This window comes from Agrobacterium tumefaciens (genome assembly GCF_005221325.1).
In the GTDB taxonomy this organism is placed as follows: Bacteria; Pseudomonadota; Alphaproteobacteria; order Rhizobiales; family Rhizobiaceae; genus Agrobacterium.
Map to the genome: position 1 here is coordinate 103,531 of NZ_CP039890.1, position 24,105 is coordinate 127,635.

Sequence of the window (24,105 nt, forward strand, 5' to 3'; positions counted from 1 at the left end):
CATGCCCGGTCCTTATGTCGTTCCCGTCCATGGCGATGCGGAATTGCCGAAAGAAGTCGATGTCGTCGTTATTGGCGGCGGCATTATCGGCACCTCCACCGCGCTCGAACTTGTCGATCAGGGGCTGCGTGTTGCACTTTGCGAAAAGGGCGGTATCGGTCATGAGCAATCGAGCCGCAACTGGGGTTGGGTGCGCATTTCCCGCCGCGACCCACGCGAGGTGCCCTTGATGGCAGAATCGCTGCGCATCTGGGCGGATCTCAATCGTCGTACAGGACGGGAGACCGGTTTCAAGCGCTCCGGCATCGTCTTTACATGCGCAAACGAAAAGGAATTTTCCGAGCACGAACGCTGGAACCGCAATCTGGAAGGCTACCAGATTGAAAGCCGCATGCTGAGTAGAGCGGAATTCAAGGCGAAATATCCCGGCTCCAACATGGATGTCGCCGGTGCGCTCTATACGGCCGGGGATTGCCGGGCCGAGCCGCAGCGCGCCGCCCCGGCCATCGCCGAAGCTGCCCGCGACCGTGGCGCTTTCATCCTGACCGAATGCGCCGTGCGCGGTCTGCAGCTGTCCGGCGGCAAGGTGTCGGGTGTCGTGACAGAGCGCGGTGAAATCGCCTGCAAGGCGGCGGTGATGGCGGGTGGCGCGTGGTCCAGCCTGTTTCTCGGCAATAATGGTCTCGATCTGCCGCAGCTCAAGGTCATGAATTCCGTGCTGCGCACAAAGCCGCTGGAAGGCGGTCCGGAAGAGGCGATCTGGTCGAACGGTTTTGCGATCCGCAAACGGCTTGACGGCGGATATACGATCGCCAACGGCTTCCAGAATATTGTCGACATCGTGCCCGCATCCTTCCGTTATGCGCTGAAGTTCCTGCCGGCCCTGCGGCATGAGTGGCGCTCGCTCGACCTGCGCCTGACCGGCCGCTTTTTCGATGAATGGCGCATCCCGCGCCGCTGGGCGCTCGATGAGGCTTCGCCCTTCGAATATAATCGTGTGCTCGATCCCATTCCGGCGATGGGCATGACGGACGGCGCCTTTGCCAAGCTGAAGAAAGCCTTCCCGGTCTTCGAAAAGGCCGAAATTTCGCAGCGCTGGGCGGGCATGATCGACGTGACGCCTGACGCCATTCCGGTCATCGACAGTATCGACGCCATTCCGGGCTTTCATGTCGCAACCGGCTTTTCCGGCCATGGCTTCGGCATCGGCCCGGCGGCGGGAAAACTCATGGCTGATATCGTCACAGGCCGCGATCCGATTGTCGATCGTCGCGATTTCCGTTTCAGCCGCTTCAGCGACGGTTCGAAGATCGAACTGGTCAGCGGCTTTTGACATGGCAAACACGGCGGGCCCGTGCCGCCGATCCTTTTGACGCATGAGGCAGGCAACTGCTGATGGGAGTAGTACCGCCCAAAGAGGCGGAAGCAAAAATAATCGTCGTGTTCAACCATCGGAACAAGGGGAACTAAAAATGTCCGACCAGAACAAGCCGCTTATCAATACCACCCGCCGCCAGGCACTCGGCCTTTTGGCGCTCGGCGCATCCGGCGTCGTCCTTTCCGGTCTTCCGGGTTTTTCCCGCGCCATGGCGCAGGACAAGGCCGCCAAAGGCCAGCTCACGGTTGGCTTCTCGCAGGAGCCAACCGTCTTCAACCCGCATATGCCGCATATCGAAGTGGATGAAGGTATCCATTTCAGCATCTTCGATCCGCTGTTTTATGTCGATGAGAAAGGTGCCTTCGTCGCAGCTCTCGCCGCCGAAGTGCCAACGGTCGAAAACGGCGGCATTTCCGCCGATGGTCTCAACTGGAAGGTCAAGCTGCGTGACGACGTCAAATGGCACGACGGCAAGCCGTTCACCGCTGAAGACGTGAAGTTCACGCTTGAACTTCTGGTCGATCCCAACTTCCGTTCATGGCGCAAGACCGGGCACGAATTCGTACGGGATTTGACCGTGGTTTCGCCAACGGAAATAACCTGGAAGATGGAAAAGCCCTTCGCGCCCTATCCCTCGATCCTTGCTTCCACATTTATTACGCCGAAGCACCTCCTAGGTGCGGAAGCTGACCGCAATACCGCCGCCTATAACAACGCGCCGGTCGGCACGGGCGCTTTCAAGTGGAAGGAGCGGGTTGCAGGTGACTACATTCTGCTCGACGCCAATACCGATTATTTTGGTGATGGCCCGCATATAGAGCGTCTGGTCTACAAATACGTGCCCGACCTGAATGTGATGTACACCCAGTTCAAGACCGGCGACATAGACGTGGTGGGCCTGCAATGGATCACACCCGACCATTATGACGAGGCCAAGGATCTCGCCGGCAAGGTGGTCAACGTCGTTCCGGGCTCCACGATTGAATCCCTCTCGTTCAACATGGAACGTCCACAGTTCAAGGAGCCGGCGGTAAGAGAGGCGCTTTATGCGGCGATCGACAAACAATCGATCATCGAGGCACTTTATTACGGTTTGCCCACACCCACCGAAAGCTACGTTCCGCAGCAGTCTTTCTATTACAATCCAGATCTACCCAAGCATGAATATTCCATTGAGAAAGCGAAAAAGCTGCTCGATGATGCGGGCTGGGCGCCCGGGGCGGATGGCATCCGCGCCAAGGGCGGCGTGAAGCTCGCTTTCACCTGCTCCACGACAGCGGGCAATCACATCCGCGAACAGGTTCAGCAATACATGCAGCAATCTTTCAAGGATATCGGCGTGGAGATGACCATTTCGAACCTGCCGCCGGCTGTCATGTGGGGTGACTACTGGATGCTGTCGAAGTTCGATTCGGTTATCGTCGGGCTCGACTTCCTGACCGGCCCGGATCCCGACACATCCGACTTCTTCCGCTCGACGTCGAGCGCTGCAAAAGGCGGCTCGGGCCAGAATACCTGGCAGTTCGTCAACAAGGACGTCGATGATCTTCTGGCCAAGGGCGGCAGTCTCTTCGTGCCAGAGGAGCGCAAGGCCGTCTACCTGAAGATCCAGGAGATCATGCGCAAGGAACTGCCGCTGTTGCCACTGTTCCAGTACGCAACGGTGCGTGGTCACAAGCAGGGCGTCGAAAACGTGAAGCCAAACGTCAATAACCGCATCGATACCTGGAACGTTGCGACCTGGCGTCTGGCGTAAAGCCTGCCGCAGACAGGGCTTTACGCCCGATCCATGTGAAGTGCCGGCTTTGAAGCAGCCGGCACTCTGACGGCTATTCGTGGATGGTTGCTAGCCAGTTCCACGATGCGACCTGGAGTCTCATCATGCTGACCTTTCTTCTCCACCGGATATGGCAGAGCCTCGTACTTCTGCTACTTGTCTCGATCATCGGTTTTGCCATCCTCAATCTCGCGCCTGGCGGGCCATTGTCGCAATTTGCCCTGACGCCCGGCATGACGCGGGAGGCGCTCGATCGCATCGCCCACCAGATGGGTCTCGATCGACCCTTGCCGGTGCAATATCTTGAATGGGCCTGGCGCCTGCTGCAAGGCGATTGGGGGAAATCCTATCGCGACCAGCGACCGGTTCTCGATATCATCTCCGGGCATTTGTTTGCGACCCTGCTGTTGATGGTCTCATCAACCGTCGTATCCATTCTTGTTGGCACCTGGATCGGTATTAAGGGGGCGACCAAGCGTTACACGCTGTTCGACTACACCGCGACGGTCGGGGCCATGGTGGCGCTTTCAATTCCCACCTTCTGGTTCGGGCTGGTAGCCATCTATGTTTTCGCGCTTCGGCTGAAATGGCTGCCCGCAGGCAACATGTACACGATCGGCGATCAGTCCTTTTATGACTACGCAATTCACCTGATCATGCCGAGCCTGGTACTCGCCCTCGTCAACATCGCCGTCTGGAGCCGCTATATGCGGACTGCGACACTTGATGTCATCAATCAGGATTTCGTCCGTACCGCCCGCGCCAAGGGGCTGACCCCGCGCCGGGTTCTGATGAAACACGTCGTCGGCAATGCACTTCTGCCAATGATTACCCTTGCCGGTCTCCAGCTCCCGACGATTCTCGGCGGCGCCCTCGTAACGGAGACGGTCTTTACCTGGCCCGGCATGGGCCGCCTGTTCCTCGATAGCCTTGGTTATCACGATTACCCCGTCGTGATGGGGCTTCTGATGTTTTCCGCAATCCTCGTTCTCATCGGAAGCTTGCTCGCTGACCTCATGGTCGCTCTCGTCGATCCCCGCATCCGGCTCGGATAGAGCCGATCGACGAAACGCCGCACTCAATCGAAGGAAAGACCATGTCCGCTGCAACCCTCCATCCCTCACAGGCCGCACCGCGGATCCACTGGTGGCAGAACCGCACGCTGCGCCGTTTCGCCCGCCACAAGCTTGCTGTGCTCGGCCTCATCATGATCACCGTCATGATTTTCGCCTGCGTGGTCGGGCCCTATCTCTTGCCTTACGATGAATTGTTCATCGATCTGCGCGCCCGTTTTGCCCCGCCGATGACCGGTTACCATATTTTCGGCACCGATCCGCTCGGACGCGACATAGCCGCACGCCTTTTCAATGCCGGCCGCATCTCACTGCTGGTCGGGTTTTTCGCCATGGTGCTGTCGACGCTGATCGGCACCATCATCGGTGTCGTTGCCGGTTATTATGGCGGGCGCATCGGCGCGATATTGATGCGTTTCGTCGATGCCTTTCTGTCTTTCCCGAGTATTTTCCTGCTTCTCGCTCTGGCCGCTTTCGTCAAGCCGAGCCCGTTCATGATCACGGTTATCATTGCCGTCACGAGCTGGATGGAAATTGCCCGCCTGGTTGAGGCGGAAGTGCGGTCTCTGCGCGAACGCGACTTCGTCATGGCAGCCCGTATGCTCGGCCTGCCCAATGGCTGGATCATGTTCCGGGAACTGCTGCCGAATGCTGTCGGCCCCATCATCGTCGCCGCGACCCTGACAGTCGCGCGCGCCATCCTTCTGGAAGCCTATATTAGCTTTCTCGGTTACGGCATTCAGCCGCCTCTGCCGAGCTGGGGCAATATGCTGAACGGAGCCCAGCAATATCTCGACAAGGCGCCCTGGCTCGCCATCGTACCTGGAGTCGCCATCACGCTTGCCGTCACCAGCTTCAATTTCATCGGTGATGGGCTTCGTGATGCGCTCGATGCGCGCAGTGACCTGAATTGAAGGTGTCGGCAGATGGTTTCGTTCTCACCCTTTGACGTGACACTGTGGTATGCGACCGCAGCTTCAGCACCGCATACGGAGCCTCTTTCCGGTCGTGTGCAGGCCGATGTCTGCATCGTCGGCGCGGGTTATACCGGTCTGACGACCGCATTGGAGCTGGCGAAAACCGGCATCAATGTCGTGCTTCTGGAGCGGCAGGAAATCGGCTTCGGCGGTTCGGGCCGCAATGCCGGACATTGCACCCCGACCTTTACCCATTATAGCCTGCCCGAACTGCGCAGGATGCTGGGTGAACCCTGGGCGGAACGGTTGATCGAACGGCAAACGCGGGCGAATGACCGTGTCTCGAGCATAATCCGCGACTATCAGATCGACTGCGAATGGGTGCAGAACGGCTATGTGATGGGTGCCCCGCATAAGGGCGCCATGGATGAGATCAGGCGCAAGGTCGAGACCTATAATGCGGTGGGCGCGAAAACCCGGCTGCTCGACCGTGACGAGGTGGAAGCGGTCACCGGCAGTCCCCGTTTCGACGGCGGCTGGCTGCACGAAGAGGCAGGTCACCTCAATCCGCTCGGTTACGCCCGCGGTCTCGGCCGTGCTGTCATCCAGGAGCGCGGGAAGATATTTACCGGCTCGGCAGTGACGGGTTGCGAGCGCGACATAACCGGAGGCTGGAAGGTCAAGACCGATCGCGGAGAAGTGGTCGCGTCGAAAGTGATCTTTACCACTGGCGCCTATACGGTTGGTGGTTGGCCCAAGCTGGATCGAACCTTCAAGATTCAACGCGTGTTCGTTGCCGCGACGCAAATTTTGTCCGAAGAGACACACCGGACCGTCCTGCCGCAGAACACGACCATTCATGATGGTCGCGGCGACATCTACGTCTACAAATACAATGCCGAAGGCCGGATCGTCGCATCGATGTTTCCCATGGGACGCCGCGGCCGCGACATGGCCTATACGAGACAGGTCATGAGCGAAAGGCTCAAATGGCTGCATCCAAAGCTCCGGGAAGATATCCGCTGGGAGTATTTCTGGTTCGGCGAACTCGATATGCAATATCGCACCGTTCCGCGGTTTTATGGTCTTGCGCCCGGCGTTGTGGCTTTGACCGGTCTTTCGGGCCGTGGTGTGCCGACCGGCTCGATGCTCGGTTCCATTCTTTCGGAATGGGCACTCGGCAAGACGGAAAACGAACTAGCCCTGAAGTTGGAACCACTGAAAGCAGCTCCCTTCTATATGGGTTTCGCGCCAGCCATGATGCTGCGTTATTACCGGCTGCGCGACAACATATCCACGAAACTAGCAGGGGCCGAACTGCCACCCCATGCCTGAACCGGCACGGCCACAAGGTGATCATTGCCGGACGACGCATCGCCTTGCTCGACGAGGTGACAGCGGCCAAAATCCCGGCATGGCGGCCATCAAGCTCGATGTATCGAGCCTCGACAGCATCCAGTCCGCCGCGCGCGAATTATTCGAGAACCCATCCCGATCTCAACCTGGTGTTCAACAACGCCGGCTTCATGCCATTCGACGATGTCTCCGGCCCGATTGACGATGCCGCCGCGAAGGATGCTCCCGTTCCGAGGCGGAACATCGCAGGCCCACGACCGTGAAGAGGTAGTTTTGTGCGGCACCGTACGAAAGCCGTTTCGACCTCCCTTAACTATATTGGTTCCAGCCGTTTTAAGGTTCATCCTCGTAGGGTCGATGAAACACAGGCGGACATGAACGAATGCTAACCCTTTTGCAGTCGAAATGGTTTTGGAGATTTAGCCTGCCCATCATGGTGTCGATCGCTATATGTGGGCTGCTTCTCTTGTCACTTTACTGGGCGGCGGTCGCAAGCGACGCTATCGCGGTTGCTAGACAGCGCGATGTCGTCGCTCTTACGGTTTCAAAACTGAGGTCATCAATTGCTCATGATCAGGAAAGCGCCACTGTCTGGGATGACGCGGTCAGGAATTCGGTTGCCCGAAATCGCGACTGGATGGACACCAATCTTGGCGTATGGATGAACACATATTTCGGACACGACGCAGCAGTCGTGCTGACAGAGGATCTCAATCCAATCTACCAATTTGTTGTCGTTCCCAATGACGCGACCGTTAGCGATGGTTTGCGGGTCGCCTATCTTCCATTGGCAAAGAGACTGAAGGAGCGCCTCATTGCCGGCGATCAGGACGGAACGAGCAGCAAGGTCCTCTCCATAGGCGAAGCGGACATCGTCTACGTTGGCTCGCGCCCGGCAATCGTCAGTGTCAAACCGATCGTTTCGGACACAGGGGATATCGAGCAGCAACCGGGGCAGCAACATCTGCATGTCGCGGTTCGCTTTCTAGACGGAGATCTCGCAGCGACCGTGGGTCAGGAATACCAGTTCCACAATCTGCGCTTTGCCCTTCATCAGCCGACGGATCCGCGTTTTTCATATCTTACGCTGCGTTCAAGATCCGGACCGGTTGTCGGCTACTTCGAGTGGCAACCCTTCACGCCCGGCCACAAGGTCCTCGAGGCCACCGTTCCCGCCATAGCAATTGCGTTCCTTGCTATATTCAGTGCAGCGAGCATTGGTGGTAATGCACTCTGGAGACGCTCGAACCGGTTACGGTCGAGCCGGGAGCAACTGCAATATCAGGCGACACATGATGGTCTCACCGGGCTCGCCAATCGTTCGGAATTCAACGCGAAGGTTGCGGCGGCCGCGCAAAATGCGAAGGAAGACGAGGTACACGCTGTCCTGTTCACCGATCTCGACAGGTTCAAGGAGGTGAACGACTCGCTTGGCCATCCCGCGGGAGATAAATTGATATCGCTTGTTGCAGCGCGGCTCACGAGCCTTTTTCCCGATGGCCTTGTTGCGCGGATCGGCGGTGATGAATTTACCGTTCTTCTCACGCTGAACGAATTCGTGCAGGCAGAGCATGCCGCAAAAGCCATCGTTGACGACCTTCGAGCGCCTTTCGAAATCTATGGGGCACATGTCGCAATTGGTGCGAGTGTCGGAGTGGCTCTCAAGCAGGGCTCCTTTGACGCAAACGAGGCAATCCGTCAGGCTGACATTGCACTTTATCACGCCAAAGCCGCCGGCAGGAATACTTACGCGATATTCGGCGACCACATGGACGAGTTGCTTCGCAAGAGGAGAGCTCTGGAGGCTGACCTGCGTAAAGCGGTCAATGGCCATGCGCAGATAGAAACATTTTATCAGCCTGTCTTTTCTGCGGGGGAGGGGACGCTCTGTTCTCTCGAGGCCCTGGCGCGCTGGAAACACCCGGAACTCGGATACATCAGCCCCGAACGGTTTATTCCGCTCGCGGAAGAGTGCGGCCTCATTCACGAAATCGGTGCCATTGTGCTGGAAGACGCCTGTTCCATGCTGGCAGAGTTTCCCGACATCGACATCGCGCTCAACGCCTCCTTAGTGGAACTGTGTTCGCCCGCCTATCCGCTGAACATAATTGCTGCGCTCGAAAAATGGCAGATACCGGCTAACCGCCTGGAGATCGAGATAACGGAAAGTGCTGCCACCGGCGAGGATGGCCGATCGGAGCGGAATATTGCAGCCCTGCGCGCAGCCGGCGTCAGGTTTGCCATCGACGATTTTGGAACTGGATACTCGTCATTCTCGCGGGTTCAGAAGATCGATGTGGATCGCATCAAGATTGACAGATCCTTTATCGAGGAAATCCACAGAAGCGACAACAGGGCTCTTGTCGTTGCGATGATCAATATCGCGCGGGCCAAGGGATTGAAGATTACCGCCGAGGGTGTTGAGACAAGGGAGCAACGCGATACTCTAAAGAGCTTGGGTTGCCATCATCTTCAGGGCTTCTTGCTCTCACGGCCCCTGACGCCGGATGCAACTCGCGCGCTGCTTTCGGCTTCTGATTTCACGTCGAGGATTCGACGTCACACGGATTTCTAGCCTGAGCGACAGCAGCATACCGGAAGCCCATGATAAACTGGCGTTGCTACTGGCATCGGCGGCGTGGTGGCACGTCTTGCAAATCCGCACCCACTTCGGATCGGGATGGACTGCGCCCCTGTTAATACGCTCGGTGAGTTGACGCGACTACGCCGAAGAGCGGTGTTTTTGCTTCCCAGACAAAGCGCCATCGTGAAGTCTAAGGTCTGCGGATTAAGCTCCCCTGGACATATGGTTCGCCGGAAAATCCATAATCAGTTCATAGGCCGTGCTGCGCCCACCAGCCTCGCCTTTTCGGAGAATCCCTTTCGCTAACAGGTCCGCAATGTCGCGGGACGCCGTATCCTGGGATGCGTTCGTCAATTTCGCCCACTTCGTTGATGTAAGCTTGCCCTCGAAGTTGCCTTCTAGCAGTCTGTTGAGGACCTTGGCTTGTCGCGAGTTAAGATCATGCGCAGCATGCCTTTGCCAGAAATCATTCTTCAGCATGACGTTGTCGAGGGTTGCCAGCGCGCCTCCAACAGCGTTGCCCAACCGATCCAGGAACCATTCGACCCAGCTCGTAATATCGAGAGATTCATTGCTTGTGATCGATTGCAGGGCTTCGTAGTAACCGGTGCGCGACCTCTCGATAGCGGCAGACATGGAGTAAAGTCTGTGTGCGCCGCCGCCACTACGTGCAAGTGTCATGTCGGCGATTGCGCGGGTTATGCGGCCATTGCCATCACCGAAAGGATGGATGGCAACGAACCAAAGGTGGGCGATAGCTGTTTTAACGAGAGGATCGAGATCATGCGATCCGCTGAACCATTCGAGAAAGGCCGACATCTCAGCCTCTACGCGGTCTGCCGGTGGTGCAACATAATGGACTTTCTCGTATCCGAATGCGCCAGAAACAATTTCCATACGGCCACCTGAGTCATCACGCCACTCGCCGACACGAAGCTTGTGACCCCATTCGTTTCGGCCAGTTGGAAAGAGCGCCGCATGCCATTGAAATAGCCGCTCTGCCGTTAGTGGGTGTGAGCAATTGATCGTGGCGTCGAGCGTGATATGGACAATACCCTCAACAGAGCGGTTCGGCGTCACGAACCCGTCGATGTCGATGCCAAGCCGCCGGGCTAACGATGACCGGACCTGTTGTTCATCTAGTCGCTCTCCTTCGATCGCCGACGACTTGACAACGTCGTCCGTCAGCGCCTGCAGGAACGTTGCCTCGCGCGTACGAAATCCGAGGCTTTCGACACGGCCGATGAGCCGCCCCTGATCAAAGCGTACGGTTGCAAGCCTTGATGCCAAGTGTTCGAGTTTCCATTCGAACTTTGGCCATTGGGGAGATTGCCAGATATATGTCATAGTGCAAGATAAGTCCCATATGCGGAGAATGGAAAGCATAATCTCCGCAGACATGCGGACATTATCTAACTTAATCTCCGCATCAGTTCCACATATCCTTTTTGGCGAAATCGAGCTGCGGTTGTTCTTCGTCCTCAACGGCTTGATCATTGGTTAGGGAAGACAGGGTCACGCCCAGCAGCCTGACCGGCCGACGGAAGGGGTAGACCGTCGCCAGCAGAGCCGATGCTGCCTCGAGGATTTCTTGAATTCCGACGGCAGGCGACGCGCTTGTCCGGCTGCGTGTCGCCTGGGTGAAGTCGGAATACTTGACCTTCACAGTGACTGTCTTGCCGCTGACGCGCTGCGCCTCGCAATAGCGCCAGACCTTCTCGACAAGCGGCCTCAACTCGGCAGCGGCAAGATCGAGGTCGTTGATATCGACGCTGAATGTGTCCTCGGCACCAACAGATTTGCGAATGCGATCTGGGCGGACCTGCCGTTCATCGATACCGCGGGCAATGCCGTAGAAGTAAGGACCGGACTTGCCGAAATGCTCGACCAAGAACTGCAGCGGCTTTGACTTCAGATCCGCGCCGGTCTGGATGCCGAGCCGGTGCATTTTCTCCGCGGTAGCCGGACCGACGCCATGGAATTTCTTGACCGCGAGCCGCTCGACAAAGGCCGGACCGTTCTTCGGCGTTATGACGGCCTGACCATTCGGCTTGTTGAGGTCGGATGCCATCTTGGCCAGGAACTTGTTGTAGGAAATGCCCGCGGATGCATTGAGACCGGTGATCTGCTTGATCCTGGCCCGAATTTCGAGCGCGATCTCGGTCGCTATCGCCATCCCCTTCAGGTTCTCTGTGACGTCGAGATAGGCCTCATCGAGCGAAAGCGGTTCGATCAGCGGCGTGTAATCAGCGAAAATTGCCCGAATTTGCTCGGACACGGCCTTGTAGACGTCGAAGCGCGGCGGCACGAAAATCAGGTCGGGACACTTTCGCGCGGCAGTGACGGACGGCATGGCCGAGCGGACGCCAAATTCGCGTGCTTCATAGCTTGCGGCTGCTACCACACCGCGTGCAGCTGCACTGCCGACTGCCACCGGCTTACCGCGCAATTCAGGATTGTCACGCTGTTCCACAGACGCGTAGAAAGCATCCATGTCGACGTGAATGATTTTGCGGATCGGTGTTGGGGCCATGCCTGTCATGGATCTCGCTCGACGGCGGACAGAAACAAACAGGGAACATATCAGCCTGAAGAAACGATTCCAAGTCGTCCCGAACCAATTTTCGGATTTGCCAGGACCCACGCTGATGACGCCGTTAGACCCGACATGGAGGACCCAGACAACCAGCGCATCAGTGAGCAAGCCCCATCACTCAAACCGAACAACGGATCTTAGTGGGATTTTTGCGATCAGGACACCGTCGCCTCTGACAACCTCGAACACTGCGCCGTCTACAACTTCGTTCTTGAGAATTTTCTCTGCGAGCATTTCTCTAGCGGCTTGCGCGGCTTCGACACGGGCTCGCTCGTCGTTCGAAAGCATTGCGCCTTCCCCATCCACCGAGAGGCCCTCTGCGTCTCGGAAGTGGAAGTAATACCGTGGCATTGCATACTTTCCTGTTTCTTATGAAGTTTTATTCAACCACCTCCCAGGGTGTTGGTTCCGTCAAAAATTTTGCAAAACCGTGGTGCCTATAAGAGCTCAATGAGGATTCATGGGAACCGTTGGGCCACAGCGCGGTTCTGTTGCGGGGGCGTTGACAGCCATTGTATCTTGCTTGCCTTACAATTCACAAGCTAAGCGCGTATAGCGAGAGGCGATGTCGGCACTGCTTGCGTAGGGCGCAGCAGGGGCGGGGACAAATTGAGGACATTCCTGTGCTACGCGTCTTTAGGGGCAAGAGGCTGATGGTTGTGGAGCAGCGGGCGCTGTTGACGGCAAGATGTCGCGTGCAGATCGTTGCCGCTGGAGCAACTGTTGTCGGCCCCTTCTCTTCTGTTAGGCAGGTCTTGCAGACATTGGAAGACGGTGGGGTCGATGCCGCGATCATCGATGCCGAAGTCGATGAAGAAACCATGATGCACCTGGCCATGCTTCTCGACGCGATGAAGGTGCCTTTTGTTTTTGCTTCCGTCCAGAGGGCGGATTCGGCGGGCTACGTCTTGAGTGACGACTCGACGCAACTTCGAAAAATAGCCGATGCGCTCTTTGGCCGACCGGGCCCGTCGTCCACTCTTCACTGATCGTTGACGCGCGCGCCTTCGCCTGAAGAGGGTGCATCAAGACCTTGCACACCAAATTCCCGAAGCATCACCCGCCGCATCGTCGAAAACAGCTCGACATCAATGGGAGATGTGTCGTCGATTACTGGAAATTCCCGGAGGATTTCGCTGATCGTCTTTTCCACAAGGTGGACCTGTAGCGCTTCGTTGGGGGTGAAGCGACTGGCCCAACGGATAAGGATACGTCGGAGCAAGCAATTACGAGAAATTTCTGGCTGGGGCACACGGCCGTCCTCCACACGAATAGGCGGGAGCACGTAGTAACCCTCAGGTGCCACCGCCTATGAATTCGGTTGGTGGCAATGCATTGGATGGTACTCCTATCGTAGCGAGAGTCGACCCCTATAATTGGCAACCCTAAATCAACCCTTGATTGCCTTGATCTAGCCCCAATGTTCGTGAGGCTTGACGGTGCGATCGGTTCGAAGGAAGGCCTGCTTCGCACTCTTCAGCGCCTCCGAAGCGCCATCAATCCGGAACGTGCGTAAAAATGCAACCACTGCTTCGCACTGCGGCGCATTATCAGAATGCTGCCATCGTCTCCATTCTTGCAAAGGGAAGCTTAGTGGCCTCGCATGGGGCCGTTGGTCCCAGATCCTCGCTCGCGATCACCAGGCTGGCCGACCGGGACTGGTGGCGCTCCTTCGTCGTTGTTGGTGAAAATGTCCTCATTCTTGGGTCTGGTTCGCCAGGTCGATCCGTGAGTTGTTTTCGGATCGTCGGGCTTACAAGGTGCTTGCGGTGACGTCTCGCATGATTGTCACTCCTTCGAAGAACGAACCATAAAAGCGAACGCATGCCCCCGGCCGAACGGATGGTTTGGGGAACCGACGTCAGGGCAATCGCATTTTCAGGTCGTAAGTAGACAAGATGCGAGAGAACAAAACCCAGCAATACGCCGTCTCGTGCTCGGCTTAGAGACGGTCACGAGCGGCGCTCAGCCGGATGACCAGGCCGTCAGGTTTCCAGTCGCGGTGAATTTCTCCACCTAGCTGGCTACCAATGGTCGCGCGACCGAGAATTGTGCCGAAACCTTCCCCGTCGGACGTTCGCTTGACCGGCGGCCCACCTTTCTCGGTCCAGGTGAGAGTGAACAGCTGGTCGTCGCTTTCACATGCAATTTCAACGCGTCCCTGTTCGGTTGACAAAGCACCGTATTTTGCGGCGTTGGTTGCGAACTCGTGTAGCAGAAGCGCAAAACTCGTCAGAGAACCGCCTGTAATATCAATATCCGGGCCACTAATGATCACGTGAGAAGCCGCTCCCTGGCCGTAGGGGGCGAGGATTGTTTTGATCAGCGAGTGAAGTGTGGTCGCCTGGGCAAGGCGATCAGATTCGAGGGACGTTAGCGAAACTGTCAACATATGCGCCCGTGAAAGAGCGTTAAGCCTCTCCCGAACCGCGGCTGCGAGCTCAGCCGACGTTTTCGTCGTTCTTGCACTGAGCGAAACTATGCTGCTCGCCACGGTGAAGAGGTTCTTTACACGGTGGTTCATCTCCTGGATCAACAGATGTTGTTGTTCTTCAGCACGCCGGCGTTCCGTGATATCGCGCGCAATTTTGGAAGCACCTATGACGTGACCGATGCGGTTTCTGATCGGCGATACAGACAAGGAGATATCGACAAACGTGCCGTCCTTTCGCTTGCGGACCGTTTCGTAGTGATCGATCTTTTCGCCGCGCCGGAGGCGCGCAAGAATGGCGGGTTCTTCATCCGCTCGATCCGGAGGGATCAGCATCGTGACCGAACGGCCCACCGCTTCTTCCACGGTATAACCAAACAACTGTTCAGCGCCGCGATTCCAGTCCGTGATTATACCGTTCAGATCTTTTGCCAGAATTGCGTCGTCAGAGGACTGGATTATGGCTGTCATACGCTGTGTGATCTCATCGGTGAATGGATCATCGGGCTCTTCGATGAGCATGTTGACGCCGCCGGAGAGGACACCGCCGCTATTGAATATCGGAGTTGCGAACGCACGGACGGGAAGCCGGCTTCCGTCGGGTCGCTCCACAAGCAAATGATGATCTCGCACCGGTCGCTTTTCCCGCAGAGCTATCGCCATGGGGCTCTCCACATGCGGCAGTGGCTCGCCATCTGGCGTGTGGAGCCTAAGGGATCCGCAGTACCTGACGTCCTTTAAACGCGGCTTGAGCTGCCATATGTCAGCGGCCAACTCGTTGTAGAATATCAGAGTGCCGGCTTCATCGGTGAGATAACCTGCAATCGGCGATACCTGCAGAAAGTCGCGCGACGTCAAGTCCCCGTTCGAGACATCGCTGGACAGCGCGCGCACGGTATCGGAAGGAAACATTCGATTGTCATCATCACGATTGTAATCACGCACCTGATACCTCTGACTTGCTCGTGTTAATCCTCGGGCCAGTATATGGCTTCGCTTTCGTTGAAACCCTATTGTTGAGCATCAAAAGTTACCTTTGTTGAAAAGGGACTTGGCAACTCGGAACATGGTCGCTCTCGTGTTCCCTTTATCTTTCCGCCACTGTCTTGATCGGTGCGTAGTCGGCCGCTCACGTCGCTACATCCTTGATATGGAGCGCCAAGCGCTTCGCTGCTGTCTTATGCTGCGGAGCTGACGGCGCGCTTCAATATTCGACTTAATAGCTTTATCTCCTGACGGCGGTTTGCAGTGCTGTGGCTCTTATGATCGAGCATTCTCTGAATGAAGCGGGACGCGAGCGGTCGTCACCATCGGCTGCATGTTCAGTCCCCATCTGGGAATGATGTGCGGCAATCTTCACTTTGAAAAGGACTATTCGACCGTTCAAAGGTCCTTCCTTGAACGTAGCAGAACAAGGCTGCGTTCTATTAAGACATATTCAGCGGCTTCAATTTTTCGGTCGGCCATGTCGGGATCGGCTGTCGTTAGAACCTCGACCCAGCCTCCCTCTACCTGCGGCAGCACGAATGGCACCGGCCCATCATGGGGATTGAACAGAATGAGAATATCGTCCCAGCCCTCCTCTTCGTCATGATCGCGGCAAACACGCAGTCCGATCGTCGTGGCTCCGGGATCGTCCCATTCCTCCTGCGTCTGTTCGCTGGCTGCGGGATTGTACCAGGTGATGACCATCCCGTCGCGCCAGTCATCCCGCCTCAAAATCGAGTGTTCATTCCGCAATGAGATCAATCTGCTGACGAAATAGCGCAGTTGCGCTGCGCTTGCCGGCAGCCCGTCCCAATGAACCCAACTCAGCTCGTTATCCTGGCAGTACCCGTTGTTGTTGCCCATCTGGCTGCGGCCGAACTCGTCGCCGGCCAGGAGCATCGGGGTTCCGTGAGACAGAAACAACGTAGCGAGGAAGTTTCGTTTTTGGCGGTCGCGAAGAGAAATGATCCCTTCGTCATCCGATGGGCCTTCGATACCGAAATTGAAACTCCGGTTATCACCATGACCATCCCTGTTGTCCTCACCATTCGCCTGATTGTGCTTCTCATTGTATGAAACGAGGTCGTTGAGCGTAAAGCCGTCATGGGCAGTCAGAAAATTCACGCCCGACCAGGGGCGTCGACCGCGCAAGTCGTAAACGTCGCCGGAGCCCAGAACACGCGCGGCAAAGTCCCGGGTCGTGCCATCCCGGTTTCTCCAGTAGTCCCGGACGGTGTCGCGGTACTTGTCGTTCCATTCTGCCCAGCCAGGTGGAAACCCGCCTACCTGGTAGCCGCCGGGCCCTATATCCCACGGCTCGCCCACGAGCTTCAGGCGTGACAGAACCGGGTCCTGTCCAACGGCATCGAAGAAGCCACCGCGCTGGTCGAAACCTTCGGGCTCACGTCCCAGAATGGTTCCGAGATCAAATCGGAACCCGTCGATCTCCATCTCCTGAGCCCAGTAACGAAGCGAGTCCGTTATCATCTGCAAAACCCGCGGATGGGAGGTGTTCACCGTATTCCCGGTTCCTGTATCGTTGATGTAATACCGCGCCTGACCCGGCAAGGTGCGATAATAGGAAAAGTTGTCGATACCCCTGAAGGAGAGTGTCGGCCCCATTTCATTGCCTTCGGCGGTGTGATTGTAGACGACGTCGAGGATGACCTCTATCCCCGCCTCGTGAAAGGCTCGGACCATGTCGCGGAAGCCCTGAACGCCCCGGGGACCAAAGTAGCGGTTAGCCGGTGCAAAGAAAGCCAGCGTGTTGTACCCCCAGAAATTCCGCAGACCTTTTTCCAGCAAATGGGCATCGTCGGGAAACCAGTGGACGGGAAGCAGCTCGATGGAGGTTACGCCAAGGCTTTTGACATAGTCCACGATCTCCTTTTGCCCAAGCCCCTCGAAAGTACCTCTCAGAGCCTCCGGCACGGCGGGATGAAGCTGGGTGAAACCTTTGACATGAGTTTCGTAGAAAATCGTCTTCGACCAGGGAATATCGGGGCGAGGCTTACCCCTTGGCGCGTCGGCCCGCCCGACGATCCGAGCTTTGGGAACGAACGGAGCGCTGTCGGTTTTGTCGAAGGACAAGTCCTTGTCCACACTAGCCGACACATATGCGAACTGGGGCTGCCCCCATTCGATCTCACCGACGAGTTCGCGCGCATAGGGGTCAAGCAACAGCTTGTGAGGGTTGAAACGGTGGCCATTCTCCGGATCAAACGGTCCGTAAACACGGTAGCCATAAAGCGCCCCTGGCGTCAGGCCCGGGATATAACCATGCCAGACCTCGTTGGTATATTCGTGAAGTTCGATACGCTCGATCTCCGTCCTCCCATCGTCTGTAAAGAGGCAAAGTTCCACCCGTTCCGCATGCGCGCTGAACAACGCGAAGTTCACGCCGTCATTGTCTGCGATCGCACCGAGCTGACGGTGGTCACCGGCGATGATACGGGAATTTCTGCTGATCATTGTTACCTCTGGAAAGTTGGCGGGATGGGAACAGGCCGGGTGTTGCCGGCATATCTGGCTTAGAGCGCGCCGATTTTGAGCCACGTCAGTAACCTAGGGGCCCGAAACGGTTCCGTTCGGCGATGAGGCATATTGTCCTGTAGCGTTTGCACTTCAGCGATCAGAGCTTTCCGACAGACTGTCGGAAGGCTGGCGAATGATATACCGGCATCGGGCCTGTTCGGATGTCCCTCGCAATGCTCGATAAGGCGGCCGCCGAAGACGGCCTATCCTTCGCCTTCAAATCGGAGAACAATTTCGCCTTCCGTCAGACGCTTTTTCCCGGGGAGCCGTCAGCCGGAGAAGGTGGCTCGACGGGTCCGAATTCGGTCTCCCAGTCGGCACTGGCAAGGTGCCACTGTTCTTCGTCCTGTCCTTCAGGCCGACCGGCCTGCTCCCAGAGTTCATAAGCGCGCTTCGATATCCATTCCTCGCGATCAGTACCCATTTCATCCTCCTATTTGGTTCAAACCGGTATCATGCTGCCGAACCGTCGCAGCCATCGAAAGTTCCTCAGGATGGGGACAGCGAGGGCAGACAGGCAGGAATTTTGTCTGATAATCTTACCCGGCGCGATTACGAGCCCTGAGCTTTCTGGAAAGGACAACGCCGGACAGGCAAAAGCAGATGGAATTGGTCAAAATGATCGGCCACTCGCCGCGAAGAAGACCGAACCCCGTCCAGAGCGCAAAGCCGATCACGGTGAGCACATACATGCGCGCCGAGATGGCTGCGGTGTCTCCCGTTTTCAAGACCTTCCAAACCTGCGGTATGAAGCTCGCCACGGAGCATATGGAGGCAAGATAGCCAACCAGCAAATCAGCATCCATCAATAACAATTCCTCTTAACTGTCAGTTCGTGCGATGGCGGGGAGAACTTCCCCTCCCATGAAGCGGATGAAGCCCTGCTGATCGCGAGAGACGTTGTGGATGTAAGTTTCCCCCACGCGCTAGGAACGGCATTCGGCAACAAGCTCAAGTACGTCTTCGCCCTTTGTGACGAAAGGTATGAACCGCTCCATTTCATCGGGGAGCACCTCGCGGGTCACATTGTCGAATGCGGCGGGACTTGTCAGGTCGGCAAGGTGATTCGAGGCTTTCCGCCATAAAGCAGCCGGAGTCACTTTTCTTCCGGGGCCGCCATTTTGCGATGCTGTTTTGCGAGGGTCTCAGAAGGCGTCACATTCGCCGCCGCTGACATCAGTTTGTTTTTCCAGCCGGACACAACATCGCCTTCACCCTTCATCATCGCGTCGTAACCGATTTCCGCCACGAAGCCGGGATCGTCCTTTTTCTGTCTCCCGACTGGCGTTTCGAGCATATCAGCGCGCTCGAAAAACGCCGTCTCGGTCGCTCCGGGCATAAGGCAGGTGACCGTAACGCCGGTGCCGTCCAGCTCCTCACGAAGCGCGAATGAAAAGGAATTGATGAAGGCTTTGGTGGCGTTATAGACCGCCTGAAACGTCCCCGGCATGAAACCGGCAATGGAGCCCGTGAACAGGATCCGCCCGCTGCCGCGCTGACGCATGCCACTACCGATCGCATGCACCAGCGCAATGGTGCCGCTGATGTTGGTGGCGATCACCCGCTGGATCGCATCCATTTTCTGGTCAAGGAAACCGTGGCCCAATCCCTGTCCTGCATTCGCGAACAGCAGGTCAACCGGACGTTCTTTCGTTGCAATGCGGGAGAGAAGTTTCTCGACGCCCACTTGTGTCGAAAGATCGACTTGCACGGCTTCCACCTCAGTGCCGACTGCCCGCAGGTGCGTCGCCGCAGTTTCGATTTCGGCCTCGTCAGCCACGATGATGAGATCGTAACCGTCCTGCGCCGCGTATCTTGCCAGTTCGTAACCGATGCCCGATGAGGCGCCAGTGACCACGGCAAGACCCTTGGTGGATATATCCGGGTTCATGTTCGCCTCCTATGGTTTCAGAACGACCTTGATGCAGCCGTCGTCGCGGTGACTGAATGTTTTATAGAGATCGGGACCTTCTTCGAGGCTGGCGCGGTGGGTGATGACGAAGGAGGGATCTATCTCCCCCTTTTCGATCCGCTCCATCAGAAGGGGCAGATAAGCCTGCACCGGCGTCTGGGCCATTCGAAATGTCAGGCCGCGATTGATCGCTGAACCCATGGGAATCTTGTCCAGAAAACCACCATAGACGCCAACGATCGAGACCGTGCCGAAGTTGCGGCAGCAATAGATCGCCTGCCGCAGCACATGCGGGCGGTCGGTGCCCATGAAGGTGGCCACCTTGATGCGGTCGAGCCTGGAATCCCATCCAGCAGCCGGATCCGCCTCGGTCCCTACCGCGTCGATGCAGGCATCGGCACCCCGACCATGGGTCAGTTCCATGATCCGCTCGTAAATGTCCTCGTCCAGGTAATTGAGCGTCAGTGCGCCCGCGGCAGCGGCGAGATCGATACGTTCCGGTACGGCATCAATGGCGATGACCCGTTCCGCACCCAGGAGGAAGGCGGAACGGATTGCCATCTGGCCGACGGGGCCGCAGCCCCAGATCGCAATCGTATCGCCGGGCTGGATGTTACAGAATTCCGCCGCCATGTAACCGGTCGGAAAAATATCCGAGAGAAACAGCACCTGCTCGTCCGTCAGCCCATCCGGAACCTTAATAGGTCCGACATCGGCAAACGGCACCCGCATATATTCCGCCTGGCCACCGCTGAAGCCTCCCAGAAGGTGGGTATAACCGAACAGCCCGGCTGGGGAATTCCCCCACATTTCACGGACCTTATGTGGATCGGGATTGCTGCGCTCGCAGCCGGAATAGAACCCTCTTTTGCAGAAGAAACACGCACCGCAGGCAATGGTGAAGGGCACGACGACCCGGTCACCGACCTTCAGCGTTTTATTGTCGCTACCGACTTCGACGACTTCGCCCATGGTCTCATGGCCCATGATGTCGCCGCCGTGCATATCGGGCATGATGCCGTTATAGAGATGGAGATCGGAGCCACATATTGCGCAGGCGGTCACCTTGATGATCGCGTCACGACCGTGCTCGATCTGCGGGTCAGGTACAGTTTCGCAGCGGATGTCGTGTTTACCGTGCCAGGTCAATGCCTTCATTGTCGGTGTTCCTTCCGGGTCGATGGAGCGGCAGGTGGGCCGGGTTCAAGCCTAACCGGGGTCTGTCGTCAAAGTTCCCCGCCGTCCTGGCAATCGCGGCCGGCCGGGCGTCGTCACCGAAAAGAGGGAACAAGCGTGCCCGAGCGAAGTTAGGCCGCCTATCTTCCCTCGAACCGGAGGTCCGGCCGTGACAGAGATCGTTGATCACAAAACCAGCAACAGCCTGAATATCGAGGCTGCGACCCCCAAGGTGATTAAGATCATTGTAGGTGAGCGTACGGTGCTTGAAGGCGTCTTGAACACCGGCAGCGTCCTGACTGTGCAGACAAAGGAAGGCGCCGAGCCACAGTCCATCGAACTTGTCATCGAGGACCTGGCCCGGTGAATATCGCGGTTTGCGAGAGGGTTACCCCCTGAAATCGCCCTCGTTCGTTTCCCGTTCGTCGTAATTGATATCCCAATCCTTCTCGGGTTTCTTGACGCCGGGCGGCAGCTTGTTGGCGGTTGCGTCGTCGGAGCCGGTGATGACCCTTGGCTTCGCGCTCGCCACCCCGTTGTTATCAGAGGTTTTTTTGCCGCGTGCAAATTGCGGCTCACTGTCCTTGTGAATCTGTTTGAGCTTGTCGTCCTTGTTCATGACATCCTCCTTGATGCTTCCCTAACCTTTTTCCTTCATCCCTGTTCCCTCAAAGCCTCCGCCAGGCCGGAACCTCGTCACGTCGCCGGGGTTAGAAGGCGACCGGATGAGCCGATCCCATCCTGTACTCACGAGCGGAGATGAAGTGATGAGCCGACCAGACGACGATATAAAGCCGGAGCCCGGTACGGACGACGCCCGTTCCGGCGATAGCGAAGAAAGCCGCCGGGACCGTGAACAGACGCGAAAAAACGCGGAACGCATGATCGAACAGAGGTACGGCGGGCGACCAGCTGTCGGCGCGGAAGATAACTGACCGTCAAGCCGGGGTTCCCGCGGCTCAGCTTTTCCCGATCAACGCCGCCCGGATCGCCATGGATGTTGTCATTGTACGTTGGCGTACGGCAACCAAGCGCCTGCCGAGGCATTTCCCCATCGTGAAAGGATGGGAAAATGACCAGCCACGCTGTGAATGGAGTTTCCGGAAACACATTGAGTGAAGCGCAACTGGAGGCGTTGCGCATCGGTATTGCAGATCTGGCGCCGGCCTTGACGGCTTTTGCCCGTCGCTTCGTCAGAAATGAGGAGGATGTTGACGATCTCGTTCAGGAGACGATGTTGCGGGGACTGCGGTCTCTGCATGGTTTTACCCCCGGCACGGCGCTGAAATCATGGCTTTTCACCATTTTGCGAAACACGTTCTGCACCCGCTACAAGGTGTCGAGACGTGAATGCGTTGGCTTGCCTGTTGGTATCGAGCAATCCATGTCCACCCCTGCCAGCCAGGAATGGCGTGTGCAGCATCAGGAAGTCATGCAGGCAATCCGCGAACTCGACGAGGATCAGAAAAAAGCTTTGCTGCTCGTGGCCGCAGGGACAAGTTACTCCGATGCGGCGGCCATTTGCGGCTGCCGGGTGGGCACCATCAAAAGCCGTGTCAACAGGGCACGGGAGTCGCTACGGCGAAGTCTGGACTGAGTGGTGCGTATCGATCGCAAACTGAGCCGCATAACCTTCGTATCGTGTGTTATCAATGTCGCCGTGCCGATGAAGGATATCTCCCTTCACCGGCGGCAGTTCGCATTTGTCTGCCGAAAGGTTTGCGCGCATTTCCAGTCGTCCCGTTTTGAAATACCAATCGATCGCAAGGCTTTGAGGCTCGCAATCAAGTGATACCCCTTTCTCGAATTGTGTGCAGAGGAGGGGCCAAATGTGTCGGCGCCGTTTCGCAAGCAATGCGGTCATCCTTGCTCGGGCCAGTTGTCCGTCCGAACTTTCCGCCTGCTGCCAGTTCAATGTCGAGAGCCGCATTGTGCAGGGATCGTTTGGGTCGCGCACCATCTCCAGCACGTTGGGCGAGAGTTTCCCCTGAAACATTTCCGCCTGCTTAAGCCGGTTTTTTATTTCCTGTTCCCGGTCGTGATCGGGGTGGTCGGAGAAGAAGAAAAAAGGATTGGTCGTGCCATGATCGTCACCCATGAAGATCAAGGGCGTCTGCGGGCAAAGAAGGAGAATTGCTTCGAGGGTCTCGAAAAGGGGCGGCGGGATCAGGGCGCGCAGCCTTTCGCCGCATAAACGGTTTCCGGCCTGATCGTGGTTGTGGAGAAAATTGACAAATCGTTGCGGCGGCAAATGGCCGCTCGGTTCTCCGCTGCTTGCGAAATCACGGGAAGGGCGCGGTTCTCCCTGATAGACAAAACCGGTGGCCAGCGAACGGCGAAGCTTGTCATAAGGCCTCGTCGCAAAGTCACCATAGATGCCGCCGTCTTCATTTGTGGTGGCAACATGGATGACGTGATGGAAATCGTCATTCCACTCCGCGTCGATCAGGACCGCGCCATCAGCCGAGGGTGTCATTGGCGACGCCGCGTTTCTCGCATCCTCTATGACGAGATGCACATGCCTGCCCGTTATCGTTCGTTTCACCTCTCGCGCCAGTTCGGTGAGGAAATCGACCTCACCGTCGCCACCGGCGAGGTGATCGGCGGCATCGATCCGCAATCCGTCGAAACGATAGGTCTGCAGCCAGTGGAATGCGTTTTGAAGAAAGAAGGACCGGACCACGGATCGGTTAAAGTCCGGTGCGGGTCCCCACGGCGTCGCGTCCTTCTTGAAAAATGCGGGCACGTAGGCTTGAAGAGCGTTTCCTGCAGGGCCAAAGTGATTGTAGACGACATCAAGCAGCACCATGAGACCGTAGCCATGGGCTTTATCTATGAAAGCCTTCAGTTCGTCCGGCGAGCCGTAGTCCCGTTGCGGTGAAAACTGCAGGACGCCGTCATAACCCCAGCCACGATTTCCTGCGAATGTCGCAAGCGGCATCAGTTCGACCACGGTAATGCCGGTGTCGGCGAGATATTCAAGTTTCTCCCCTGCCGCCGCAAAGGTGCCTTCTGGGGTGAAGGTGCCGACATGCAGCTCATAGACAATCGCTTCGTGCCAAGGCCGACCTCTCCATTCCTGGTTTTTCCAGGCGAAGTCATGGTTGACGATCAGGGATGGACCAAGCACGCCTTCTTGCTGCTGATGGGCAGCCGGATCGGGGACTCTTTGGCCATCGGCCAGCACGAAGCAATAGCAATCGCCGATCTGGGTGGGTTTTGTGATGTGGTGCCAGCCGTCATCGATCTCCTGCATGTCGAATTGCGCATCATTCAACCACAGTTTCACCGTTGCTGAGCTGGGAGCCCAAATCCTGAAATCCGTATCGCCCGATCGATTGCGCTGGACGCCCCATTTGCGATCATTCGCTGCATTCATCACC

Annotated in this window: 23 protein-coding genes; 11 read left to right on the forward strand and 12 right to left on the reverse strand. The window is 57.2% G+C overall.

Annotation, left to right across the window (positions count from 1 at the left end; translation table 11 throughout):
• Nucleotide 1 precedes the first annotated feature (1 nt).
• The 7 genes from CFBP5499_RS26005 (at nt 2) to CFBP5499_RS26035 (ending at nt 9,076) form a co-directional block, all read left to right on the forward strand.
• Nucleotides 2-1,333, forward strand: a complete 1,332-nt coding sequence (locus CFBP5499_RS26005) for an NAD(P)/FAD-dependent oxidoreductase (protein ID WP_080830466.1) — start codon at nt 2-4, stop codon at nt 1,331-1,333.
• Nucleotides 1,334-1,472: 139 nt separating this feature from the next.
• A complete protein-coding gene (locus tag CFBP5499_RS26010; RefSeq protein WP_080830467.1) occupies nt 1,473-3,134 on the forward strand; it encodes a peptide ABC transporter substrate-binding protein in 1,662 nt (553 codons plus the stop codon).
• A 125-nt stretch (nt 3,135-3,259) separates the two neighbouring features.
• Complete coding sequence (locus CFBP5499_RS26015) at nt 3,260-4,210, forward strand: ABC transporter permease (RefSeq protein ID WP_013761327.1); 951 nt, start codon at nt 3,260-3,262, stop codon at nt 4,208-4,210.
• 41 nt (nt 4,211-4,251) lie between these two features.
• Complete coding sequence (locus CFBP5499_RS26020) at nt 4,252-5,142, forward strand: ABC transporter permease (RefSeq protein ID WP_080830468.1); 891 nt, start codon at nt 4,252-4,254, stop codon at nt 5,140-5,142.
• A gap of 12 nt (nt 5,143-5,154) precedes the next feature.
• Nucleotides 5,155-6,480 (forward strand): NAD(P)/FAD-dependent oxidoreductase, encoded by a 1,326-nt coding sequence (locus CFBP5499_RS26025; protein WP_080830469.1) that lies wholly within the window; start codon nt 5,155-5,157, stop codon nt 6,478-6,480.
• A 17-nt stretch (nt 6,481-6,497) separates the two neighbouring features.
• Complete coding sequence (locus CFBP5499_RS26030; protein WP_080830470.1) at nt 6,498-6,764, forward strand: hypothetical protein; 267 nt, start codon at nt 6,498-6,500, stop codon at nt 6,762-6,764.
• 119 nt (nt 6,765-6,883) lie between these two features.
• A complete protein-coding gene (locus tag CFBP5499_RS26035; protein WP_080830471.1) occupies nt 6,884-9,076 on the forward strand; it encodes a bifunctional diguanylate cyclase/phosphodiesterase in 2,193 nt (730 codons plus the stop codon).
• 213 nt (nt 9,077-9,289) lie between these two features.
• Here the strand turns inward: CFBP5499_RS26035 and CFBP5499_RS26040 are convergent, their stop codons facing one another.
• The 3 genes from CFBP5499_RS26040 to CFBP5499_RS26050 form a co-directional block, all read right to left on the reverse strand.
• Nucleotides 9,290-10,432, reverse strand: a complete 1,143-nt coding sequence (locus CFBP5499_RS26040) for a Fic family protein (RefSeq protein WP_137066497.1) — start codon at nt 10,430-10,432, stop codon at nt 9,290-9,292.
• Between the two features lie 82 nt (nt 10,433-10,514).
• Entirely contained in the window at nt 10,515-11,627 is a 1,113-nt protein-coding gene (gene dinB / locus CFBP5499_RS26045) for a DNA polymerase IV (RefSeq protein WP_175416935.1), read from the reverse strand.
• A 168-nt stretch (nt 11,628-11,795) separates the two neighbouring features.
• Entirely contained in the window at nt 11,796-12,032 is a 237-nt protein-coding gene (locus CFBP5499_RS26050) for a DUF6894 family protein (protein WP_080830472.1), read from the reverse strand.
• A 302-nt stretch (nt 12,033-12,334) separates the two neighbouring features.
• On the opposite strand from CFBP5499_RS26050, the gene CFBP5499_RS26055 reads away from it, so the two are divergent.
• Nucleotides 12,335-12,670 (forward strand): hypothetical protein, encoded by a 336-nt coding sequence (locus CFBP5499_RS26055; protein WP_233284273.1) that lies wholly within the window; start codon nt 12,335-12,337, stop codon nt 12,668-12,670.
• Here the strand turns inward: CFBP5499_RS26055 and CFBP5499_RS30195 are convergent.
• From CFBP5499_RS30195 to CFBP5499_RS26090, 7 genes are all read right to left on the reverse strand, one after another.
• On the reverse strand, nt 12,664-12,834 hold the full coding sequence (locus tag CFBP5499_RS30195) for a hypothetical protein (protein ID WP_158523305.1): 171 nt from the start codon (nt 12,832-12,834) through the stop codon (nt 12,664-12,666). The two genes, CFBP5499_RS26055 and CFBP5499_RS30195, sit on opposite strands and share 7 nt — an antisense overlap.
• 789 nt (nt 12,835-13,623) lie before the next feature.
• A complete protein-coding gene (locus CFBP5499_RS26060; protein ID WP_233284274.1) occupies nt 13,624-15,057 on the reverse strand; it encodes a PAS domain S-box protein in 1,434 nt (477 codons plus the stop codon).
• Nucleotides 15,058-15,495: 438 nt separating this feature from the next.
• The gene (gene glgX, locus CFBP5499_RS26065) at nt 15,496-17,571 is read right to left on the reverse strand and encodes a glycogen debranching protein GlgX (RefSeq protein ID WP_080830475.1); all 2,076 of its coding nucleotides are present in this window, start codon (nt 17,569-17,571) and stop codon (nt 15,496-15,498) included.
• A gap of 307 nt (nt 17,572-17,878) precedes the next feature.
• Complete coding sequence (locus CFBP5499_RS26070) at nt 17,879-18,058, reverse strand: DUF2934 domain-containing protein (protein WP_080830476.1); 180 nt, start codon at nt 18,056-18,058, stop codon at nt 17,879-17,881.
• 115 nt (nt 18,059-18,173) lie between these two features.
• Entirely contained in the window at nt 18,174-18,440 is a 267-nt protein-coding gene (locus tag CFBP5499_RS26075; protein WP_080830477.1) for a SemiSWEET family sugar transporter, read from the reverse strand.
• A gap of 290 nt (nt 18,441-18,730) precedes the next feature.
• Nucleotides 18,731-19,525, reverse strand: coding sequence for an SDR family NAD(P)-dependent oxidoreductase (locus CFBP5499_RS26085; RefSeq protein WP_080830478.1), 795 nt, complete (start codon nt 19,523-19,525; stop codon nt 18,731-18,733).
• Between the two features lie 9 nt (nt 19,526-19,534).
• Complete coding sequence (locus CFBP5499_RS26090; protein WP_080830479.1) at nt 19,535-20,704, reverse strand: zinc-dependent alcohol dehydrogenase; 1,170 nt, start codon at nt 20,702-20,704, stop codon at nt 19,535-19,537.
• A 187-nt stretch (nt 20,705-20,891) separates the two neighbouring features.
• Between CFBP5499_RS26090 and CFBP5499_RS26095 the strand changes: the two genes are divergently transcribed.
• Nucleotides 20,892-21,089 carry a hypothetical protein gene (locus CFBP5499_RS26095; RefSeq protein ID WP_080830480.1) on the forward strand — a complete coding sequence of 66 codons (198 nt, stop codon included), beginning with the start codon at nt 20,892-20,894 and terminating at the stop codon, nt 21,087-21,089.
• Nucleotides 21,090-21,110: 21 nt separating this feature from the next.
• Here CFBP5499_RS26095 and CFBP5499_RS26100 read toward each other — a convergent pair whose 3' ends face one another.
• The gene (locus tag CFBP5499_RS26100; protein ID WP_080830481.1) at nt 21,111-21,341 is read right to left on the reverse strand and encodes a hypothetical protein; all 231 of its coding nucleotides are present in this window, start codon (nt 21,339-21,341) and stop codon (nt 21,111-21,113) included.
• Nucleotides 21,342-21,489: 148 nt separating this feature from the next.
• Between CFBP5499_RS26100 and CFBP5499_RS30200 the strand changes: the two genes are divergently transcribed.
• Nucleotides 21,490-21,657, forward strand: a complete 168-nt coding sequence (locus tag CFBP5499_RS30200) for a hypothetical protein (protein WP_158523306.1) — start codon at nt 21,490-21,492, stop codon at nt 21,655-21,657.
• 137 nt (nt 21,658-21,794) lie between these two features.
• On the forward strand, nt 21,795-22,319 hold the full coding sequence (locus tag CFBP5499_RS26105) for a sigma-70 family RNA polymerase sigma factor (protein ID WP_080830482.1): 525 nt from the start codon (nt 21,795-21,797) through the stop codon (nt 22,317-22,319).
• Here CFBP5499_RS26105 and treZ read toward each other — a convergent pair.
• The gene (gene treZ / locus CFBP5499_RS26110) at nt 22,299-24,101 is read right to left on the reverse strand and encodes a malto-oligosyltrehalose trehalohydrolase (RefSeq protein ID WP_080830483.1); all 1,803 of its coding nucleotides are present in this window, start codon (nt 24,099-24,101) and stop codon (nt 22,299-22,301) included. The genes CFBP5499_RS26105 and treZ overlap by 21 nt on opposite strands.
• Nucleotides 24,102-24,105: the final 4 nt, after the last annotated feature.

Excerpts from the sequence above, each read along its gene's own strand:
- CFBP5499_RS26085 (WP_080830478.1), bottom strand. The coding sequence starts at position 19,525 with ATGAACCCGGATATATCCACCAAGGGTCTTGCCGTGGTCACTGGCGCC.
- CFBP5499_RS26040 (WP_137066497.1), bottom strand. The coding sequence starts at position 10,432 with ATGACATATATCTGGCAATCTCCCCAATGGCCAAAGTTCGAATGGAAA.
- dinB (WP_175416935.1), bottom strand. The coding sequence starts at position 11,627 with ATGACAGGCATGGCCCCAACACCGATCCGCAAAATCATTCACGTCGAC.
- CFBP5499_RS26035 (WP_080830471.1), top strand. The coding sequence starts at position 6,884 with ATGCTAACCCTTTTGCAGTCGAAATGGTTTTGGAGATTTAGCCTGCCC.
- treZ (WP_080830483.1), bottom strand. The coding sequence starts at position 24,101 with ATGAATGCAGCGAATGATCGCAAATGGGGCGTCCAGCGCAATCGATCG.
- CFBP5499_RS26020 (WP_080830468.1), top strand. The coding sequence starts at position 4,252 with ATGTCCGCTGCAACCCTCCATCCCTCACAGGCCGCACCGCGGATCCAC.
- CFBP5499_RS26050 (WP_080830472.1), bottom strand. The coding sequence starts at position 12,032 with ATGCCACGGTATTACTTCCACTTCCGAGACGCAGAGGGCCTCTCGGTG.
- CFBP5499_RS26005 (WP_080830466.1), top strand. The coding sequence starts at position 2 with ATGCCCGGTCCTTATGTCGTTCCCGTCCATGGCGATGCGGAATTGCCG.
- CFBP5499_RS26010 (WP_080830467.1), top strand. The coding sequence starts at position 1,473 with ATGTCCGACCAGAACAAGCCGCTTATCAATACCACCCGCCGCCAGGCA.
- CFBP5499_RS26100 (WP_080830481.1), bottom strand. The coding sequence starts at position 21,341 with ATGAACAAGGACGACAAGCTCAAACAGATTCACAAGGACAGTGAGCCG.
- CFBP5499_RS26075 (WP_080830477.1), bottom strand. The coding sequence starts at position 18,440 with ATGGATGCTGATTTGCTGGTTGGCTATCTTGCCTCCATATGCTCCGTG.
- CFBP5499_RS26025 (WP_080830469.1), top strand. The coding sequence starts at position 5,155 with ATGGTTTCGTTCTCACCCTTTGACGTGACACTGTGGTATGCGACCGCA.
- CFBP5499_RS26055 (WP_233284273.1), top strand. The coding sequence starts at position 12,335 with ATGGTTGTGGAGCAGCGGGCGCTGTTGACGGCAAGATGTCGCGTGCAG.
- CFBP5499_RS26090 (WP_080830479.1), bottom strand. The coding sequence starts at position 20,704 with ATGAAGGCATTGACCTGGCACGGTAAACACGACATCCGCTGCGAAACT.
- CFBP5499_RS30200 (WP_158523306.1), top strand. The coding sequence starts at position 21,490 with ATGAGCCGACCAGACGACGATATAAAGCCGGAGCCCGGTACGGACGAC.
- glgX (WP_080830475.1), bottom strand. The coding sequence starts at position 17,571 with ATGATCAGCAGAAATTCCCGTATCATCGCCGGTGACCACCGTCAGCTC.
- CFBP5499_RS26105 (WP_080830482.1), top strand. The coding sequence starts at position 21,795 with ATGACCAGCCACGCTGTGAATGGAGTTTCCGGAAACACATTGAGTGAA.
- CFBP5499_RS26070 (WP_080830476.1), bottom strand. The coding sequence starts at position 18,058 with ATGGGTACTGATCGCGAGGAATGGATATCGAAGCGCGCTTATGAACTC.
- CFBP5499_RS26015 (WP_013761327.1), top strand. The coding sequence starts at position 3,260 with ATGCTGACCTTTCTTCTCCACCGGATATGGCAGAGCCTCGTACTTCTG.